The organism is Permianibacter fluminis, assembly GCF_013179735.1.
GTDB lineage: Bacteria > Pseudomonadota > Gammaproteobacteria > Enterobacterales > Permianibacteraceae > Permianibacter > Permianibacter fluminis.
In genome coordinates, this window is the sequence record NZ_JABMEG010000001.1 from 1 (window position 1) to 18,710 (window position 18,710).

Consider the following 18,710-nt stretch of genomic DNA (forward strand, 5'->3'; position numbering starts at 1 on the left):
AGGAGTGCCGCACTCTCCCCATAATGAGCTCCTTCCCCGTAAAGTACTGAGCGAGGTCCCCTACAGGGCTCTAGGCTCCCTCCCCTGTCAAGGGGAGGGCTGGGGGTGGGGTAATTTACGAGACTACGCCAACTACGTGAACGATCACCGCCACTCACTCAAATCAATCACCAGCCGTTCCAGCCGGGCATCATCTTCCGGCCGCATCAATTCAATACCGTTATCACTGAGCGCAGCCCGCGCGCTACTTATCCGGCCACGGTGCTTGCCATCCGCCAGCGCAATCGCGGCGTTGACGATGGTGACATGTTGCAAATTGCTGGGGTTGAAACGGGTCAAATTGTTCACGCTCGTACTCCCAAAGCCACATAGCCTGTGAGAGTCAAATAGCGCAACTTGATGACAGCAGGATTACACTGGCGCTTTCAGCTTCACTTTCTTTCTATAACGTTCACATCCGTCTCTATCTATCAAGACAGAGCTGATAAGCTCGCCATCAGTCGATTTGTATGTGGCGCGAATACTGCCCCCAAACATCATCAGCGATTTGCTCATCTGTTCGTCGCAGAACCCAGCCGCTACATCATCCTCCGAAAGACTAGCCAAACTCTCGATGGCTTCAGTATCAGAAGCATTCATTGTGAAGAGTAAGGTCAGCTCACGGTCACTGGCCGAAGCGGAAGTAAACTCCAAACCTTCGGAGATTACTTGAGGTAGATCGCGATTAATGTCAGCTGCCGCCTTGGCAAGTTCTTCCGGAAGTTGCTGCGTTTTCTTGTAAATTGCGAATATTCCCCAGCTGATAAGTCCCACAATGACGATCATCCACATCAATGCAAATATCAGCCGCTGCCGTGTCGTGGGACCATCTCGCCAAAATTTGTGGTCAGCAGTATTTTCCATTACAGAACTTCCTTTTTTTATAAACTGCTCATGGCCATTTGCTAGTACCGCGCCAACAACTCACTGGCATTGTTGCGGCGGGTGCCGTTGCAGCTGATGAAGCGGCGGACCGGGAAGGCGGTCAGTTCGGCGGATTGATACAGCTCCCGGGTGATCGGGGTGTCGTGATTGGAAATCAGCACCGGTACCTTTTTGCGGCGCAGGCTGTCGGCGGCGGCGGCGAGATCGAATTGTTCGGTTGGGCCGAAGGCCGAGCGGGCGTAGGCGGTGAAGCTGGCGGTGGCAGTCAGCGGTACGTACGGCGGATCACAGTATTAGAACGGACATATTATCTGTAATGCATTACCTAACCGCCTCAATGCAGCGAGGCTTTTTGACTATAAAGCATTCATATTTTGAAGCGAAGCTATTGCTCGCCAAAATTTTTAAATGCCATACGCCGGAAACCATCTCACTATACAAGTACAACCTCGAAATGTACTGCAGCGTTGAAAGCTACCGAAATTTCAACAACGAACTGTGTTGTGATTTGACAGAAACGAATTACGGATTGCCGCGATGCTTGTGGCTTTCCGCGCATTTGCGTGACTTCTCGACGTTCAGAACGGCACTGACTTACGCCTACCAAGCGAAATACCATTTTGAATACTTCAAATCCAAAGGCATAGAACTAGTTGAGAGAGTTGAGTCAGGCGATTTTCTTAGCAAAAGCGAGATTCAGGAATATATAACTCATTTCCTCTACAAGCAGGTGAAATTAATGTCGCAGCGCGGAAAGCTTGACGACGTAGTCAGTTAGATGATACCAATTGACCAAACCTGATGCGCATGTAGTGCATCGCCTGAATAGCCGTGACCACTACTAACACGGCAACTATCAGGGATGGGAAAGAGGCTATGACGCAATGCATGGCTTATGGAAAGGATGCAATCGATGAGTCCGGTATATATATTGTTCATTTATCCGGCACTTTACTTTGCGACACATGGTAGAAATGCCTCCCCTGCGGTGACAGAGCGCGCTTCTGGCCGAATAAAGAACCGAACCGGTCGACAACGCAGAATACAAAGATTTTCTACCTGCCGTGGTCCGCGGATTGGTTTTCACCCTTCTTTCAACCTGGGCGCGACCGACCTTCAGACTTTCCCAAGAGAATTCGAGGTCTCACCAGCAGACAAGCATGATGACCAAAAGTCTGAACGAATATGTTGGTGTTCAAGGCATTTCCAACTTTAAACATAACACTCGAAATGCCCGCCGAAGTGAGAAAGTAATTGATGAAGCCAGTCAGTCGACAGCGAGCTTTACCTCATCACTTCAGAATGCGGAAATGAGATAACAAACGCGGGGAATTCGTCGGCTACTTTTAAAAAAATGACTTTCACCATGCCATGTCAAATTTAGGGTGTTGATTCCATGCCACAAAGAAACGTGAAATACCTCGCCGTACTGCTCTGTTTTGGTTTGGCTGCATTCGCAGCCATTATTATCGATCCGGAGGAGCCAATCCGCGGCGGAATACCATCGTCAATTTCCTATCCTGCAACGTCATCCAGTGGGAATTATACGGTTAGTTGGGAGGCAGGCTCCCCTGCTGATTACTATGAGTTGTACGAGCAAGTTGGAAGTGCAGGCTACACGCTGATTGCAACAATTTGGTCGGGTAGCTTGCAGCAAAAATCGTTTTCAGGAAAGGCAAGTGGGACCTATTACTATCGGGTTCGAGCCTGTGTTGACGTGTGCAGCGCCTACAGAGCAGGTACTGCAATTGTCGTCTCAATATCGGTACCGCCAACCTTATCGCTCTCAGCAAATGCGACACAAATCGATCCTGGCGCGTCTGTTACTTTAAATTACATCAGCAGTAATGCAACCGCTTGCTCAATCAATGGCGCTGGGGTTTCGCTGCCAAGCGGATCAAAAACATACTCAAATATTGTCAATACAACCAAATACACGCTTACGTGTAGCAACGCCGGCGCCTCTGCCAGCTCATCAGTTACAGTCAATGTCAGACCCAATCCGCCAACAGGCCCGGTCACACAAACACTCTCATATGATGCATTGGGTCGACTGACATCCTCTCAAGAAACGACAGGGCGGACGCAAGGCGTCACCTATGACGCAGTCGGAAATCGAACAAGCCAATCCGTTTCGCAGTAGAAAATGGTAAGAAGCTGCTAGACGATCGTTGAATCAACGATCGGCATTTTCAACACTTAACTTTATTTCGGGGCAATTAGATTATGAAGGCTAGAATGCTTATCCCAGGCGTTTTGCTGTCCTGCGCGTCAGCGAATGCAGCCGAATTTGCTGCGCAAAAGATAATCATGCAAGACGAGTACGGAGTTAATGTAGCTAGCACACAAGTCGTTCAATCACTTAACACCGTTTCGATTGGTGGAGAAAACGGAATATCACACAGCATTTCCACAGCCACAAACAATTTCGAAATAACTGGATATCGCGGATACCGGGACAAGTTCCTAAATACAAAAGCGAGCTACGTATACATAGGCAGTCAGGGCAGTAATCAAAATGTCTATATTCAGGGATACGGCTACGTTTTAGATGCAATGCGCTTCAGCGATTTCGAAGGGAGTACGGATTTTATCGTTAGAGAAAATGGAAATGTTGTCACGCGATTTTCGGAGCTGAAGCCAACTTATGCGTTTGAGGCGCTGTCAGACCCACGAAATTCTCTGAAATTTACCGACAACAATACCTATCTGGAATGGACGAAGCCAAATGGAACGAAGTCTAGATATAAGTTTTATCCTATGCTTGGAGCAGAGCTGGAGAGCGTGATATTCCCGACGGGCCTTCGTTACGACATAGGCGCTCGTAAGGAATTTGGCAACGTTAGTTATCGCGCGGTAACAACAAATACCGGCTTTGAGCTGCTGTATAAGTATGAAATCGACACTCGCCCGTATTCAGACCCGGGCGTGATGCCGGTTTATGCTCCGCTCGCGCAACCTGAAACTTGGTCGTACTACAATCCGAAATATGTGTATGCCATTAATGCTGCAATTGAGAATTGTAATCTGAATTCTGGCGGGTGCTTCCTGACGAAAGATTGGCCTAGAGCCACATTCAATTGGCCGGCTGGAATGCCTAGAGCCATGTATTTCGGGACAAATATATTTTCCGTTGCAAACGGGCTTGGGGAAGTAACGGAGTACAAATTCAAAGCCTATGATCTTCACTACTGTGGCTTGCAAGGTGCTGGGTCAAATCACACTTACGCACTAAACGAAAGAACCTCTCCGCGCCTGGTCGAGATAAAGCCACCCTACGCTAGTCAGGCGGCATTTAAGTACGAATACAAAAATGTCTGCGATGACTTCTTTGACATGATGGGCATTGGTCATGGCAGCGACCTCGGAGTTGCTGGTTCCATGCAGCTGGTCGCGGAAGCTGGACAAATTTATAGCGCCAAGAAAAATGATTCGGACGTGCATCACTACACGGTAAATTATGAAAACACCTACGGCACAGTTACAAACAGCGGCGGTGGGGAAATAACGCAAGTTCGAATGGCCAAGACAATATTCCCATTTACGCTTGTTAGCGCCTCGACTACATCTGGAACAATGAGCTACGAGGGTTCGTTTTTCAACGCACCAAAAAAGTTTAGCAGAAATAAGGGGCCTTCTGAAGATTATGAATATACACGCGGAAATCTCACAAAGATAATATTGAATAAAGGGAAAGCAACCGAAGTCTATATGCAGGCACAATTCCCAGTTGCTTGCGACTCTAGTAATTACAAGTATTGTAATAAACCTGTCTGGCAGCGTGATGCAAGAGGAAACGTTACAAGCTACACATACCATCAACCCTCAGGACAGGTTGAGTCGGTAAAGTCGCCAGCAGATAAAAACGGCAAGATTGCCGAAATACGATACGAATATGAGCAAAAGCCAGCGTATTACTACTCCACAAACGGAGCGAGAGTCAGCGGCTCGCCCATATGGCTCCGCGTTGCAGAGCGGAGATGTGAAAATAGTAACTACGCTTCGACAAATTGTGAATTAAACGATGAATTGGTGACGAGCTTTGAGTACAACAATGACAATCTGTTGATGACGTCAAAGTCGGTATATTCGCAGAGAGAGAACAAAACTCTTACGATTTGCTACCAATACGACATTTATGGGAATCGGATTGGTGAAACATCGCCGAATTCAAATTTAAGCGTCTGTAATTGAGCCGGTTGAGGTGTAGAGAATGAATGTCTCCAAATTTTCGGCAGCTCTCTTCGCATGCGCTTGTGCAAATGTACATGCAGAACAGACCGCGCAAAACAACATGCTTGCATACCGTTACGATCTTAGCGGGCAAAAGACCGCGGAAATAATGCCGGATGCAGACGGACAGGCGCCTTTCGAGTATCTGGCCACAAGGTATACATATTATTCAGGCGTTCTTTCGAAAGTGGAGATGGGGACTCTTAGCAGTTTTCCCAGCGAGTCAATTGCCCCAAAAGACTGGGAAGCATTTGGCTACGCTTTTCTGGTTAGTAGATCCAGTCAAACGTCATATGACGACTTCGGACGAAAGGTATTTGAAAAATCATTTGACGGAACTGTAGGCATTTCAGCGGTACAGTACAGCTATGACCAAGACAGTCGAGTTCTCTGTAAAGCAGTACGAATGAATAAGAGTAATTTGGTGCTCAAGAATCTGCCTAACGCATGCTTGCTGGGTGTTGAAGGCGTAGATGGCCCAGATCGAGTTAGCAAATATACCTACAACGGCTTTGACCAGATATTAACCGAGAAAAGAGCGGTTGGCACGGCGATTGAGCAAACCTATGTGGTTAATGAGTACTTTGACTACACCAATATCTTGCACTATCAAACGGATGCAAATGGCAACAGAACTCAACTGGAATACGATGATTTTAATCGACTTAGCGACAGATACTATCCATCCGCATCCGTCCTGGGTACGGCCAATTCTAATGATTATGAACACTATAGTTACGACGCAAACGGGAATTTGGCCTTTGAACGCAAGCGCAACGGTGCAAGTATTAATTATACCTATGATAACAATAACCGACTAATTTTTAAGGATTTTGACGCAGCCGGCAACGTGTATATCCCCGATACATATTACGATTATGATCTTCGAGGAAATTCGTTATACGCTAGATTTGGTAGCCAAACAGGTGAGGGGGTGACAAACACAGTTGACGGGTTTGGACGCGTAATATCAACAGCCTCGTCATTGGGCGGCGTTAATCGAGTATTGAATTACGGTTATGACAATAATGGAAATAGAACGAAAATTGTTCACGGAGATTCTTTGCAAATTATTTATAGGTTTGACCAACTGAATCGACCTTATGAGGTGGATGAGATATCTTCAGTAATCGCGAAGATGACATATAAAAAATCCGGCATGCCTGACGCGATCTTCAGAAACTATGATTCTGCGAATCAAACGTATTCCAGCAAGACTCAGTTTGATTACGAAAACGCTATCAGACTGACCTCACTGTCACACGACTTGAAGAACCTCGAATCTGATGTGTCATATGGCTTCAGCTATAACCCGGCAAATCAAATTACGCAGCAAACACTAAGTAACGGAAAGTACTACTTCAATGATTCCGTCGTGCAGAATGCGGCTTATGTGTCAAATGGATTGAATCAGTACTCATCAATCGCTGGTCAGATCTACACCTATGATTCAGCAGGGAATTTGAAGAATGACGGCACTCTGACTTATCAATATGATGCTGAAAATCGTCTGGTAGGTGTAAGTGGGTTGCAGAGTGCAACCTTGAAGTACGACCCGCTCGGCCGTCTATACGAAACAATAGTAAATGGTCTTAAAACCAGTTTTCTGTATGATGGCAGCGCATTAGTTGCTGAATATGGCAGTAGCGGGGCGATGACTAAGCGGTATGTTCATGGCGTCGGGGTAGATACGCCTCTTTTGCAATACAATGGTTCAGCTACAGGAAAGACGAATTGGCGTTTTTTGTATGCCAACCATCAGGGGAGCATAGTCGCTCATGCAAGTTCCGATGGCTCGCTGCTTGCCTCACTCAGTTACGACAACTTTGGCAATCCGGGAGCGGGAAATGTGGATAGGTTTGGGTTTACTGGCCAGGCTTGGCTTAAGGAATTGAACCTCTATTACTACAAGGCGCGAATGTATTCTCCAAAGTTGGGCCGCTTCCTTCAAACAGACCCCGTCGGCTACAAAGATGACATGAATCTCTATGCATACGTGGGGAATGACCCAGTTAATAGGGTTGACCCAACCGGTAAGACCTGCGTCGGGACTGGAGTAAACCAGGGCTACACCTGCACGGTAGATAATGTGAATGGATTGACGCCAAAGCAGGTCCGATCGATGGAACGGTCCTATACGCGAGCGGTGAACCGGCTGATGTATCATCCGAATGCGAAGCAAACCATAACAGTAACAAACAATAAAACAGGCTTAAGCGGAACTATGACGGTGACGGCAAGGCAGGTCGCCAATGTTCTGATAAAGGCAAATGTTACTGGCTCCAACAAGCCACCTACTCCTGATACTAGAGCACAGACAGGTGGCGGCGCTCTTCAGACCAACGGCAATATGGGCAACATTCAGATGACGATTTTCGACAATGCCTTGGTCTTCAACAGAAGTGGTGGCAAAACCGACATTAGCCGTGAGTTGACCAAAACATTTATCCACGAAGGATTCCATGGGCTCCCCGATGAAGCCGTTATGCTTCCACAGTGGAATCAAAACTGGAGCGAGTTCCAAACCGATCACCAGACCCCCTACAAAGGTGCTGGAGATGCCCTTTTTGCCGATCCAAATTTAAATTAGGTGGCAGACCATGAAGCACTGTCTTTTTTTTCTCGCAGTTGTGTCGTATTCGGCTTGGTGCTGTGCCTTCGAAGTGGTGGCGCCGCAAACACACCAAGCTGGAGTTCCGATTAGTTGCAATGCTTTGGAAGATGAAAGCATATACAGAGAAAAAGGTCGGGAGAATATGTTGCTGGTATTCAACCGAAACTTAGAACTTTACAGCATCGTCGGCGAAAGCTATTTGAAACATAGGGACTGCCGGTATACAGATATAGGTGGATCGAATCAAAGTTGCTCAAATGTCGATTTTCATTGTGTATTCGGGTATTTCAATGTTGTTATGCCAAGAGTCCTTAATAGCTCTTCGTGGCATCTCAAAGGAATTGATTGTCGCTTGATTGGTGAAATTGAAGATTCTAAAAGAGTGGCGGAATTTACCTGCAGCAAAGGGGGCGTCTCGATTATGGCTTCTTATTCAAAAGAAAGGGGAATTTTAAAATTTTCACAACTTTCTAAAGAAGCAAAGATGGAGTACTTCCTTGATGGCGAACGAGGGCTTTTTTCTGAACGACAAAAGGATGATATAGATCCATAGCCATGGATTGCACAGGACATGCGAGATATCAACCAAAATCGCAGCCAGCTCTACTCTTTGGCAGAATTGGCTGCGTGGCGTAGCTCATTATCTGGAAGACACCGTGCGTGGCGGCGGCCGCCTGAACATCAGAATGACCGATCTCGATGCCTTCACGCCGGGCGTCAATGTCGCGGCAACGCCGGGCGCCGTGGTGTATCAAAACGATTTGATCCAGCTGATTCAATACACTCCGACTACCGAAAAAGTGCACAAGCGGCCGCTGCTGATCATTCCGCCGTGAATCAACAAGTTCTACATTCTGGATTTGCGGCCGCAGAACTCGTTGGTGCGCTGGGCCGTTGCCCAGGGCCACACCGTGTTTGTGATCTCCTGGGTCAATCCGGGCGCCGCGCACAAGGACAAAGGCTTTGACGATTACCTGACCGACGGCACGCTGGCCGCCATCGCCGCAGTGCAGAAAATCACCGGCGAGAAAGAACTGAACGCCATGGGCTATTGCCTCGGCGGTACGCTGCTGGCCAGCACGCTCGCCTACTTCGCGGCCCAAGCCGAACAGCAACCGAAAAAGAAAAACCCGATTGCTCGCGCCACCTATATGGCAACGCTGATCGATTTTTCCGAGCCGGGCGAGATCGGCGTTTATATCGACGAGCAACAGCTCGATCTGCTCGACGCGCAAATGGCAAAAGAAGGCGTGTTCAACGGCCGCAACATGGCGACCGCGTTCAATTCCCTGCGCGAAAACGATTTGATCTGGAGTTACTGGGTCAACAACTACCTGCTCGGCAAGAGCCCGATGGCGTTTGACTTGCTGTACTGGAACTGCGACGCGACCAACCTGCCAAGCAAGATGCACAGCTTTTATCTGCGCAACATGTATCTGCACAACCGCTTCAAGGATGCAAACGGCATCACCCTGCTCGACACCCCGATCGATATCCGCAAGATCAAGACGCCGGTCTATTTTCTCTCGACCGAACAGGACCACATCGCGCTGTGGACAGCGACCTACAAAGGCGCGCTGCTGCACAGCGGCCCGGTCCGCTTCGTGCTCGGCGGCTCCGGCCATATCGCTGGCGTGATCAATCCGGATGGCAGCGACAAATACGGTTATCAAACCAACGACGAACTGCCGAAAGACCCGCTGCTCTGGCAAGCCGAGGCAAAACAGCACTCCGGCTCATGGTGGCGCGACTGGCATGACTGGGTTACGCAGGACAGCAAAGAGCTGGTGCCGGCACGGCAAATTGAACAAGCGCTGGAACCGGCGCCGGGCAGTTATGTGAAAGTGAAAGTGTGATCGAAAGAGCTGACAACGTCGCGTAATTCACTACCCCCTCCCGGCCTCCCCCTTCACAGGGGAAGGAGTGCCGCACTCTCCCCATAATGAGCTCCTTCCCCGTAAAGTACTGAGCGAGGTCCCCTACAGGGCTCTAGGCTCCCTCCCCTGTCAAGGGGAGGGCTGGGGGTGGGGTAATTTACGAGACTACGCCAACTACGTGAACGATCACCGCCACTCACTCAAATCAATCACCAGCCGTTCCAGCCGGGCATCATCTTCAGGCCGCATCAATTCAATACCGTTATCACTGAGCGCAGCCCGCGCGCTACTTATCCGGCCACGGTGCTTGCCATCCGCCAGCGCAATCGCGGCGTTGACGATGGTGACATGTTGCAGATTGCTGGGATTGAAACGGCACATCACGATGCTCATGACAGACTCCCGATGAAGGACCTGTCATGGCTATAGCGCAGTCAAATGACAATACCGTGGCAGAGCACTAGTACCGCGCCAACAACTCACTGGCATTGTTGCGGCGGGTGCCGTTGCAGCTGATGAAGCGGCGGACCGGGAAGGCGGTCAGTTCGGCGGATTGATACAGCTCCCGGGTGATCGGGGTGTCGTGATTGGAAATCAGCACCGGTACCTTTTTGCGGCGCAGGCTGTCGGCGGCGGCGGCGAGATCGAATTGTTCGGTTGGGCCGAAGGCCGAGCGGGCGTAGGCGGTGAAGCTGGCGGTGGCAGTCAGCGGTACGTACGGCGGATCACAGTAAACGACATCGCTTTTTTTGGCCGCTTTCAGCACGGCGCGAAAATCGGCGCAGACAAATTCGGCGCGCTGACTTTTCTGGTGAAACGCCCGCATTTCGTCGGCCGGAAAATACGGTGCCTTGAATTTGCCGAATGGCACGTTGAAGCCGCCGTCACTGTTGTAACGGCATAGACCGTTGTAGCCATGCCGGTTCAGGTACAGAAACAGCGCCGCTTTTTCCCGCCGATCTTTTTCTCTATCGATATCCAGCTTGTTGAATTTTTCCCGCAGCGCGTAATAGCGTTCGGCGGAATTGTTCCTGGCGGTGAACCAACGCTGGGCGTAGTCGATGAACGCATCGCCCTGGCTTTGCAAGGTTTGATACAGCCCGATCAGATCCGGATTGATATCGGCCAGCCGGTACGCATCGAATTCGGTATTGAGAAACACCGCGCCGGAACCGACGAATGGCTCGATCAAGCGCTTGCCCGGCGGCAAGGCCAGCAGGATATGCGGCAGCACCCGGAATTTGCCGCCGGCCCATTTCAGAAACGGCCGCTGCTTCGGCGCCGCTTTGGCGAGTGGCTTGGCAGTCGGATTGGCTGCTGAATTAGCAACAACGAGGCGGACGACGGACACGGGCACAGGCAACCGGACGAGAGGGAACGCCGGCAGTGTAAGGGAGTTGATCGGGAAATTCAGCAGCGGCCCGATCAACGGCAGATCGGTTCTGACGCTTGATTGATCAAACTTTGATCAATGGGCGCCGTTCAGGCACTGGCGCGGAAATCGCGGGCGAAATAATCGGTAACGCCGAGCGTGCGCAGGCGATCGGTCAACGAGAAATTGCTGGCGAGGTTGGCGCTGCTGCTGATCGGGCTCAGATGCGGCTTGCTGCATATCGGGCAGGGACTGCGCAGCGGCGCATCGCGGTACACCGTCAGGCCGCTAGGCTCCGCCGCGGAGGCCGGGCTCGCCAATGAGTCAGCGCCGGCGTCATCACCAAACACCGCGCTGGTCGCGCTGTCACTGGCCAGCGTGGTTTTGCCGCTGCTGTCAACGCCACTGCCCGATTCGGCCTGCAGCTGAATGGCCAGCTGACGGCGCGCCTCGGCAATGAGCGCGGTCGCCCGCGCTGCAACTTGGCGGTCTTGCGCCGACGGGTCGGCTGGCGCCAAGGCGGCGGCCCGGACCGTTTCCAGCTTGCGAATAGTCGCCTGCGGGTTGTCCGGCACCGTGCTGACATCAATGCTGACTTCGCCACCGACGGCATAGCGGCGGCCATCCGGACCTTTCTGATACTGGAAGAACGGCGTGCCGGCGTACTGGCCGCCGACCGAGGCGTGCGCGGCTTCGTGCGCCCGCACCTCGCGGTCGCGCGATTTCAGCTGGCCGACTTCCTGCTGGATTTCCTGCTGCTGGCTGCGCTCGCGTGCATCCTGCTGGGCCGAGCCTTGCGGGTTCTGGTTGTTGCGGCCGTCGGGGTCGACCCGGGTACCGGCGTCCTGCCGGTTGGCGGCGGTCGGGCTGCCGGTATCGGCACGGGCGGCGTCCGGCCGACCGGTGTCGCTGCGCTGGGCGGCGTCACGGGTTTCGATGCCAGTGCGGTTGCGGTCGTAATCGTCGGCTTCGGCGCGACTGCGACTGCCGGCACCGGTGCCGGTCGGTTCGGGGATGGGTTCGAAACGGGCGTTATCGCGCCGGATGGCTTCCAGCTGCGGCTGGGCCACCGGCGGCAATGAATTCAGGGGAGCCGCAACGGTCAACATGGCGGCGCGACCATATCAGGCTCGAACATCCAGCAGGCTGCCGAGGACCTTGTCCGCGGTTTCGATGACCTTGGCGGAGGCGCCGGCCTGCTGTTCGGCTTGCTTGAGCTCGACCAGCGGCTTGACCAGATCCTGCTCCGGTTTGGTCGTGCCCGCCTGGGCGATCTGCTCGGACGCTTCTTCGGCGCGCTGGGTGGCACGCTGAAAACCCTCCACGCCAGAAGCAAAGGCGGATGCCGGCCGGGCAAGTGATGATGAAATTTCCATACGCAGCTCCTTACGACGACAACCAGGTGTTCAGCAGAACACGGTACGGGACGACTTGCCTGTCGAGGATGACGACCAACGACCAACAGGACGCAGGCAGCGCCATGATAGCTCGTTTTTTGACCAACCGCAGCTACCGCAGTTCAGCCCGGCCTTACCGCCGGTCAGCTGGCGCCAGCGGTCAGCCGGTCAGCCGGTCAGCGACCAGCTGCCTCGCCGGGTACGGCTCCAGCCAGGCAATCGTGCCCAGACAGGGTGCTGGCAGCTGTTGTTGCAGACTGGCCAGGTTTTCCCGGTAGCGGTTCATCTCGGGCTGCGGTGAGTTGGCGATCCAGCCGGTCAGGGTCAGGCCGCGGGCGCGAATGGCCTCGGCAGTCAGCAGCGCATGGTTGATGCAGCCAAGCCGCATGCCGACCACCAAAATCACCGGCACCTGCAGCGCCTGAACGAAATCGGCATAGCTTTCGTGGTCATTGAGCGGCACCAGAAAACCACCGGCGCCTTCGATGAGCAACACATCATCGCGGCGCTGGCGGGTGTCCGCAGTGAGTTGCAGCAAACGCGCCACCGACAACTCGACGCCGGCTTCCTGCGCGGCGATGTGCGGCGCGATGGCCGGGACCAGTGCGAGCGGATTGACGCTGGCGTAATCCTGATCGTTTTCCGCCGCCGCGCGCAACGCGCGGGCATCGTCGTTTTGCCAGACGCCGTCGATAGCTTCACAACCGGATGCGACCGGCTTCAAAACCGACACCGTTCGGCCGGCCGCGCGCAGCGCCCGCGTCAGCGCAACCGTGCAGTAGGTTTTGCCGACTTCGGTGTCAGTGCCGGTAACAAAATAGGTTTTCATCTGCATCGGTCTCAGCTCGAACGTCTTTTGTAGGAGCGGGCTTGCCCGCGATTGTCTTTATCCATTCAAGAACAACATCGCGAGCAAGCTCGCTCCTACATTGAGTCGATTGATTTCATGTGGGAGCGGCTTCAGCCGCGATAGATTTTTCTTGCCTGCATCGCTATCGCGGCTAAAGCCGCTCCCACAAAAGGCTTTCGCATGCGGCTCTCACTAACTGCCCACTAACGACTCGCGCAAACGCGTTCAACACGCACCGCTGACAACACCTTACGGTTGCTTGCGCCGAATCGGGATCTCGCTGAGCGGCATCGCGAACTCGTTCGCCAATCCGGTCGGGCGTGCGCGCACTTCCGTGCCCCAGGCATGGCCGTAGACCACTTCCCAGGTCGCCGGCACCTGGCCATCATTGCGCCGGAAGCTTTCGTACGCCGCCATCATCTGTTTCAATTGCGCCGGCGTGGTCAGGGCATGTGAACGACCGGCATTGATATTGTGCGCGCCGATGCCTTTCAGCTCGCGCAGCAATACCGGCACGTCCTTGTAGGTCAGGACCAGATTTTCCATGTCCATGACCGGATCGGCGAGGCGCGCCCGCACCATGGCGTCACCGACATCGTGCATGTCCATAAACCGGTTGACGTGAATGCGGTCATCGACCTGCGCCCACGCGGCACGCAATTCTTTCAAAGTATCCGGCCCGAAACTGGCGAACAGCAGCAAGCCGCTCGGCTTCAATACCCGTTGAATTTCGGCAAATGCCGGCTCCGGGTTGGCCAGCCACTGAAACGCCAGATTGGACACCACCAGATCAATCGAGTCGGACGCAAACGGCAAACTTTCGGCGTCAGCGCACAGATACTGTTCTTTGGCAAACCAGCCGCGCCGACGCTGCGCTGCTGCGGCCATGCCAAAGGCCAAATCGACGCCGAATACCCGCGCTTTCGGATAACGTTTTTGCAAGGCGCGAGTGCACGCGCCGGTGCCCGAGCCAATATCCAAAATTCGCTGCGGGCTCAGCTTCATGAAATCAAGCCGCTCCAGCAGACGCTTGCCGACCTCCTGCTGCAGAAAGGCATTGGCATCATAACTGGCCGCTGCCGCACTGAACGACGCCGCAATCGCGCGCTTCTGCAGCGCATATCGATCGTTGTCGTTGAAATTTGGCGCCGTTGATGAAGACGATTTAGTCACGCAGCCACCCGGTTACCACATCAATAAAGTCGCGTTTATGCGACAGAAACGGCGCATGGCTGGCATGCCTGAACACATGCTGTTCGCTTCGAGGCGACAAGGCCTGGACATCAGCCGCCACTTTCGCTGGCACCAGCGCATCAAGCTGACCGTACAGACGCAGGAACGGCAACTGGATCTCGTGCAGGCGCGAACGGACATCGGCATCGTGCAGCAAGGCCAGACCGCCGCGCAGCGCGTCGGTCGATGGCGTGCCGTAAATAAACAACCGCTCTTTCAGCTGTTTCAGATCGTCTTTCTGGGTTTCCGAGCCCATTGACGAAATCGCCAGAAAGCGCAGCAGTGTTGCCTGATAATCCTGTTCCAGCGAACGGGTGAAGGTGTCGAGCACCTCCGGCTTCATGGCATGCGGCCAGTCGTCGCCCTGCAGAAAGCGCGGATTGCTGCACAAGGTAATCAGTTTGTTGACTCGTGCCGGGGCATCGATTGCTATCTGCGTTGCGACCAGACCACCGAGCGACCAGCCGAGGTAATGCGCTTTTGCTGGCGCCACCGAAAGCACCTGATCACGCAACATAGTCAAGCTGTACGGCTCCGTCGGTGCCGCACTGCGACCGAAGCCGGGCAAATCGACAAAGGTCACCCGAAACTGCGCGGTCAGTTCGGCGCGGATCGGTTCATAAATGCCGGCGTGCAGACCCCAGCCGTGCAACAGCACCAGCTCCGGACCTTCTCCGACAGTTTCAGCAAACGGCAATGACATTACGCTCTCATTAAAAAGTGACATCGCGGCGCCGTGTGTGGCTCCCTGCACATCATGGGATTCCCCACATCCATGCGGGTCACACCGCCGCTCCTACATGTCCTGTTTGGTCAGTAATTCCGCCAACACATCGACCAGCTCGCGAATATCGCGCTCGTCGTGCGCGGCACTGAGCGTGATACGTAGCCGAGCGGTATTCGGTGGCACCGTTGGTGGCCGAATCGCGCTGACCAGAAAGCCGCGAGCTTCCAGCGCCCGGCTCAGCGCCAACGCCTGACCGGCATCACCCACCAGCAGCGGTTGAATGGCGGTGTCCGACGGCATCAGATTCAGTTCGTGTGCGCGGGCGCAGGCCTTGAACAGTGCAATATGCTGACGCAAACGCTCGCGCCGCCAGCTTTCGCTTTGCAGCAGCGTGAGGCTGGCGCGGGTGGCGGCCGCGACAGCGGCCGGCATGGCCGTGGTGTAGATATAGGGCCGGGAAAACTGGATCAGGTATTCGATCAGATCGCGGCTGCCGGCGACAAACGCGCCGAAGGTGCCGAGCGCCTTGCCCAGCGTCGCCATGTAAATCGGCACCTGCTCGGCAGGCAAACCGAAATGTTCCAGCGCGCCGGCGCCACGCTCACCGAGCACACCAAAACCGTGCGCATCATCGACCATCAGCCAGGCATTTTGCTCGGCGCTGATGCGCACCAGCTCCGGCAATGGCGCCAGATCGCCATCCATGCTGAATACCGCGTCGGTGACCACCAGTTTGTGCGCCGCCAGCGAGCCACTGAGCTTGTCATTGAGCGCATCACAGTTTTTGTGCCGATAGCGGACAAAATGCGCGCCGGATGCCAGGCCACCATCGAGCAGCGAGGCATGATTGAGCTTGTCTTCGAACACGGCGTCGCCATCACCGACCAGTGCCGTGATGATGCCAAGATTGGCCATGAACCCGGTGGAAAAACACAGCGCGGCTTCGCGGCCGGTAAATGCTGCCAGTTCTTCTTCGAGCGCCTCGTGTTCGCGACTGTGGCCGGTGATCAAATGCGAAGCGCCGCTGCCGAGACCGTATTTGTCGAGCGCCGCCCGGGTGGCCGCCACGACCGCCGGGTGATTGCTGTGGCCGAGATAATCGTTGCTGCTGAAGTTGACGAGTTCACGAGCACCGAGTCGGACTTTGACGCCAGTCGGCGAATCGATGATGCGGCGCACGCGCAGCAGATCGTTTTGGCGGCGTTCGGTGAGGGCACTGGAGAGGAAGGATTTCATGATTTCAGCTCCAGCGAGAAATTCTAGGTCGGAGCGGCGATTCCCCACCCCGGCCCGTCCAGCCACCAACAGAATTGGTGGCGTTCGTATGGCAAATTCGTCAACTGTGACGAATTTGAAACCCCATCCTCACCCCCCTCGCAGGGGAGGGAGCTGATGTTGTCGAACTCGACTGGACTATCTTGCATATCACCGTCATTCCCGCGAAAGCGGGAATCTCCATGGAACCAAACGTTACCTAGGGAGATCCCCGCTTTTGCGGGGATGACACCAAAACGCTATCAGTGCGTTGAACAAGCGTCGTGATAGAGCGCTGATTCGTCTTTGGCCTTCGGCAGTTCAAAGTGCTCGTCTTCCACGAACTCTCGCTGCTCTTGCTGAATACCGAGCTTGGCGAACAGCGCCCGATCCCGATCCGCTTCCGGGTTGCCGGTGGTCAGCAGTTTTTCGCCGTAGAAAATCGAGTTGGCGCCGGCATTGAAACAGAGCGACTGCATTTCTTCGCTCATCGCTTCGCGGCCAGCGGACAGGCGCACGTACGAGCTTGGCATCATGATGCGGGCAGTGGCGATGGTGCGGACGAATTCGAGCCAGTCGAGTTTGTCGGTGTGTTCCAGTGGCGTGCCTTTGACGGCAACCAGCATGTTGATCGGCACACTTTGCGGATGCTCGGGCAGGTTGGCCAGCTCGCGCAGCAGGCCGAGCCGATCGTTTTGGGTTTCGCCCATGCCGACAATGCCGCCAGCGCAAACGTTAATGCCGGCATCGCGCACGTGCTGCAGCGTGTTCAGCCGATCTTCGTAGGTGCGGGTGGTGATGATCTTGCCGTAGTACTCCGGCGAGGTATCGAGATTGTGGTTGTAGTAATCGAGGCCGGCTTCTTTCAGGCGCTGAGCCTGATCATCGCTGAGCATGCCGAGCGTAACGCAGCTTTCCAGACCAAGCGATTTCACTGCCTTGATCATTTCCAGCACGACGACGAAATCTTTTTCGCGCGGGCTGCGCCAGGCAGCACCCATGCAAAAGCGGGTGGCGCCGGTTTCTTTGGCTTCTTTGGCGCGGGTGATCACGTCTTCAATGGCCATCAGCTGTTCTTTCGACAGGCTGGTGTCGTAGTGGCCGCTTTGCGGGCAGTAGGCGCAGTCTTCCGGGCAGGCGCCGGTCTTGATCGACAACAGCGTCGAGGTCTGCACCTGATTCGGATTGAAATGACGGCGATGCAGGCTCTGGGCAACGAACAGCAGATCGTTGAATGGCAGGTTGAACACCTGCTCGACCTCGGCCAGCGACCAGTCGTGACGGATGGCGCCGGTCAACAGCCGGTCGATAAGTTGGCCCATGGGATGTCTCCGGGTAAAGTCGGCGGGGTGGCGGCTCCGATCGGCTCCGGCCAAAGCCCCCACAAAAGCTGGCGGCATCATAGCCGGCCAAGGATAGCTGTCAACCGGAATGGAGTCATATGGTTTACAAGTGGCTGGAAGCCCTGTGTCCGCTGTGTCGCTGCCCGGTTGGCGATACCGCCGGTCTGTGCGCGGTCTGCCGGGCGGATCTGCCTTGGCTCGGCCATGCCTGCCGGCGCTGCGCCCTGCCCTTGCCGATCGCCGCTGGCGCGCTTTGCGGCCCCTGTCTGCGGCGGCCATCGCCGGTTGATCGCAGCCTCTGTGCACTGCGCTATCAGGCGCCGGTCGGAGGGTTGGTCAGCGCCTTCAAGTTTCATCGCGATTTGGCCGCCGGCGCGGCATTGGCCGATCTGCTCGCCCAAACGGTCCTTGATCAGACAGGAATTAGCCAGACCGTCTTTCGCCAAACACCCATGACTCACGCCGATACCGACACCGGGACCGACACCAGAGCCTTCTCGCTGCCCGATGCCATCGTGCCGGTGCCGCTGCATCCACGCCGGCTGCGCCAGCGCGGCTACAACCAGGCGGCTGAGCTGGCCAAGCCGCTGGCCCGGCTGTTGGCGCGGCCACTGCTCAGTCATGCCGTTGAACGCTGTCTGGACACCGCCGATCAGATTGGCCTGTCGGCGCTGCAGCGTCGGCGCAATCTGCGCAAGGCGTTTGCGGTGCGGGCGCCGCTGCCGGCGCACGTCGCGATTGTCGACGATGTGCTGACCACCGGCGCCACGGTGCTGACCCTGGCGAAATGTTTGCGCGCCGCCGGCGTCAGCGAGATCACGGTCTGGTGCTTGGCCCGCACCGTTTGAGTTGCACACGCCAGCGTGAGCGCTTGCACCGTGAAATG

At 54.6% G+C, this 18,710-nt stretch carries 18 protein-coding genes and 1 pseudogene; 7 read left to right on the forward strand and 12 right to left on the reverse strand.

The features are described 5' to 3' along the window. Nucleotides 1-144 precede the first annotated feature (144 nt). From HPT27_RS00005 to HPT27_RS19435, 3 genes and pseudogenes are all read right to left on the reverse strand, one after another. The gene (locus tag HPT27_RS00005; RefSeq protein WP_172237162.1) at nucleotides 145-348 is read right to left on the reverse strand and encodes a hypothetical protein; all 204 of its coding nucleotides are present in this window, start codon (nucleotides 346-348) and stop codon (nucleotides 145-147) included. Nucleotides 349-411: 63 nt separating this feature from the next. Continuing rightward, complete coding sequence (locus tag HPT27_RS00010; protein ID WP_172237164.1) at nucleotides 412-903, reverse strand: hypothetical protein; 492 nt, start codon at nucleotides 901-903, stop codon at nucleotides 412-414. 41 nt (nucleotides 904-944) lie between these two features. Further along, nucleotides 945-1,205 (reverse strand): annotated as a pseudogene (locus HPT27_RS19435) (DNA adenine methylase); the annotation flags it as partial. A 1,115-nt stretch (nucleotides 1,206-2,320) separates the two neighbouring features. Here HPT27_RS19435 and HPT27_RS00020 point away from each other — a divergent pair. From HPT27_RS00020 to HPT27_RS00040, 6 genes are all read left to right on the forward strand, one after another. Beyond that, complete coding sequence (locus HPT27_RS00020) at nucleotides 2,321-3,067, forward strand: RHS repeat domain-containing protein (protein ID WP_172237166.1); 747 nt, start codon at nucleotides 2,321-2,323, stop codon at nucleotides 3,065-3,067. A 95-nt stretch (nucleotides 3,068-3,162) separates the two neighbouring features. Beyond that, nucleotides 3,163-5,118 carry a hypothetical protein gene (locus tag HPT27_RS00025; protein ID WP_172237168.1) on the forward strand — a complete coding sequence of 652 codons (1,956 nt, stop codon included), beginning with the start codon at nucleotides 3,163-3,165 and terminating at the stop codon, nucleotides 5,116-5,118. Between the two features lie 19 nt (nucleotides 5,119-5,137). Next, complete coding sequence (locus HPT27_RS00030; protein ID WP_172237170.1) at nucleotides 5,138-7,747, forward strand: RHS repeat domain-containing protein; 2,610 nt, start codon at nucleotides 5,138-5,140, stop codon at nucleotides 7,745-7,747. A gap of 10 nt (nucleotides 7,748-7,757) precedes the next feature. After that, on the forward strand, nucleotides 7,758-8,324 hold the full coding sequence (locus HPT27_RS00035) for a hypothetical protein (RefSeq protein WP_172237172.1): 567 nt from the start codon (nucleotides 7,758-7,760) through the stop codon (nucleotides 8,322-8,324). Nucleotides 8,325-8,331: 7 nt separating this feature from the next. Continuing rightward, nucleotides 8,332-8,607, forward strand: a complete 276-nt coding sequence (locus tag HPT27_RS19040; protein ID WP_211197788.1) for a hypothetical protein — start codon at nucleotides 8,332-8,334, stop codon at nucleotides 8,605-8,607. A 45-nt stretch (nucleotides 8,608-8,652) separates the two neighbouring features. Continuing rightward, a complete protein-coding gene (locus HPT27_RS00040) occupies nucleotides 8,653-9,627 on the forward strand; it encodes a PHA/PHB synthase family protein (RefSeq protein WP_328820704.1) in 975 nt (324 codons plus the stop codon). Nucleotides 9,628-9,834: 207 nt separating this feature from the next. On the opposite strand, the gene HPT27_RS00045 is transcribed toward HPT27_RS00040, so the two are convergent. From HPT27_RS00045 to bioB, 9 genes are all read right to left on the reverse strand, one after another. Beyond that, nucleotides 9,835-10,041: a hypothetical protein gene (locus HPT27_RS00045; RefSeq protein WP_172237173.1), complete on the reverse strand. Its 207-nt coding sequence runs from the start codon at nucleotides 10,039-10,041 to the stop codon at nucleotides 9,835-9,837. A gap of 67 nt (nucleotides 10,042-10,108) precedes the next feature. After that, nucleotides 10,109-10,999 (reverse strand): Dam family site-specific DNA-(adenine-N6)-methyltransferase, encoded by an 891-nt coding sequence (locus HPT27_RS00050; RefSeq protein ID WP_172237174.1) that lies wholly within the window; start codon nucleotides 10,997-10,999, stop codon nucleotides 10,109-10,111. Between the two features lie 131 nt (nucleotides 11,000-11,130). After that, nucleotides 11,131-12,129, reverse strand: coding sequence for a putative metalloprotease CJM1_0395 family protein (locus HPT27_RS00055; RefSeq protein ID WP_172237175.1), 999 nt, complete (start codon nucleotides 12,127-12,129; stop codon nucleotides 11,131-11,133). Nucleotides 12,130-12,144: 15 nt separating this feature from the next. Continuing rightward, the gene (locus HPT27_RS00060; protein WP_172237176.1) at nucleotides 12,145-12,396 is read right to left on the reverse strand and encodes a flagellar biosynthesis protein FlgE; all 252 of its coding nucleotides are present in this window, start codon (nucleotides 12,394-12,396) and stop codon (nucleotides 12,145-12,147) included. Nucleotides 12,397-12,577: 181 nt separating this feature from the next. Beyond that, nucleotides 12,578-13,252, reverse strand: a complete 675-nt coding sequence (gene bioD, locus HPT27_RS00065; protein WP_172237177.1) for a dethiobiotin synthase — start codon at nucleotides 13,250-13,252, stop codon at nucleotides 12,578-12,580. Between the two features lie 264 nt (nucleotides 13,253-13,516). Next, complete coding sequence (gene bioC / locus HPT27_RS00070; RefSeq protein ID WP_172237178.1) at nucleotides 13,517-14,440, reverse strand: malonyl-ACP O-methyltransferase BioC; 924 nt, start codon at nucleotides 14,438-14,440, stop codon at nucleotides 13,517-13,519. Further along, entirely contained in the window at nucleotides 14,433-15,203 is a 771-nt protein-coding gene (gene bioH / locus HPT27_RS00075; protein ID WP_172237179.1) for a pimeloyl-ACP methyl ester esterase BioH, read from the reverse strand. The genes bioC and bioH overlap by 8 nt, the downstream gene beginning before the upstream one ends. A 93-nt stretch (nucleotides 15,204-15,296) precedes the next feature. Then, nucleotides 15,297-16,463: an 8-amino-7-oxononanoate synthase gene (gene bioF / locus HPT27_RS00080; protein ID WP_172237181.1), complete on the reverse strand. Its 1,167-nt coding sequence runs from the start codon at nucleotides 16,461-16,463 to the stop codon at nucleotides 15,297-15,299. A gap of 281 nt (nucleotides 16,464-16,744) precedes the next feature. Then, entirely contained in the window at nucleotides 16,745-17,803 is a 1,059-nt protein-coding gene (gene bioB, locus HPT27_RS00085; protein WP_172237182.1) for a biotin synthase BioB, read from the reverse strand. 119 nt (nucleotides 17,804-17,922) lie between these two features. On the opposite strand from bioB, the gene HPT27_RS00090 reads away from it, so the two are divergent. After that, nucleotides 17,923-18,672 (forward strand): ComF family protein, encoded by a 750-nt coding sequence (locus HPT27_RS00090; protein WP_172237184.1) that lies wholly within the window; start codon nucleotides 17,923-17,925, stop codon nucleotides 18,670-18,672. Nucleotides 18,673-18,710 lie beyond the last annotated feature (38 nt).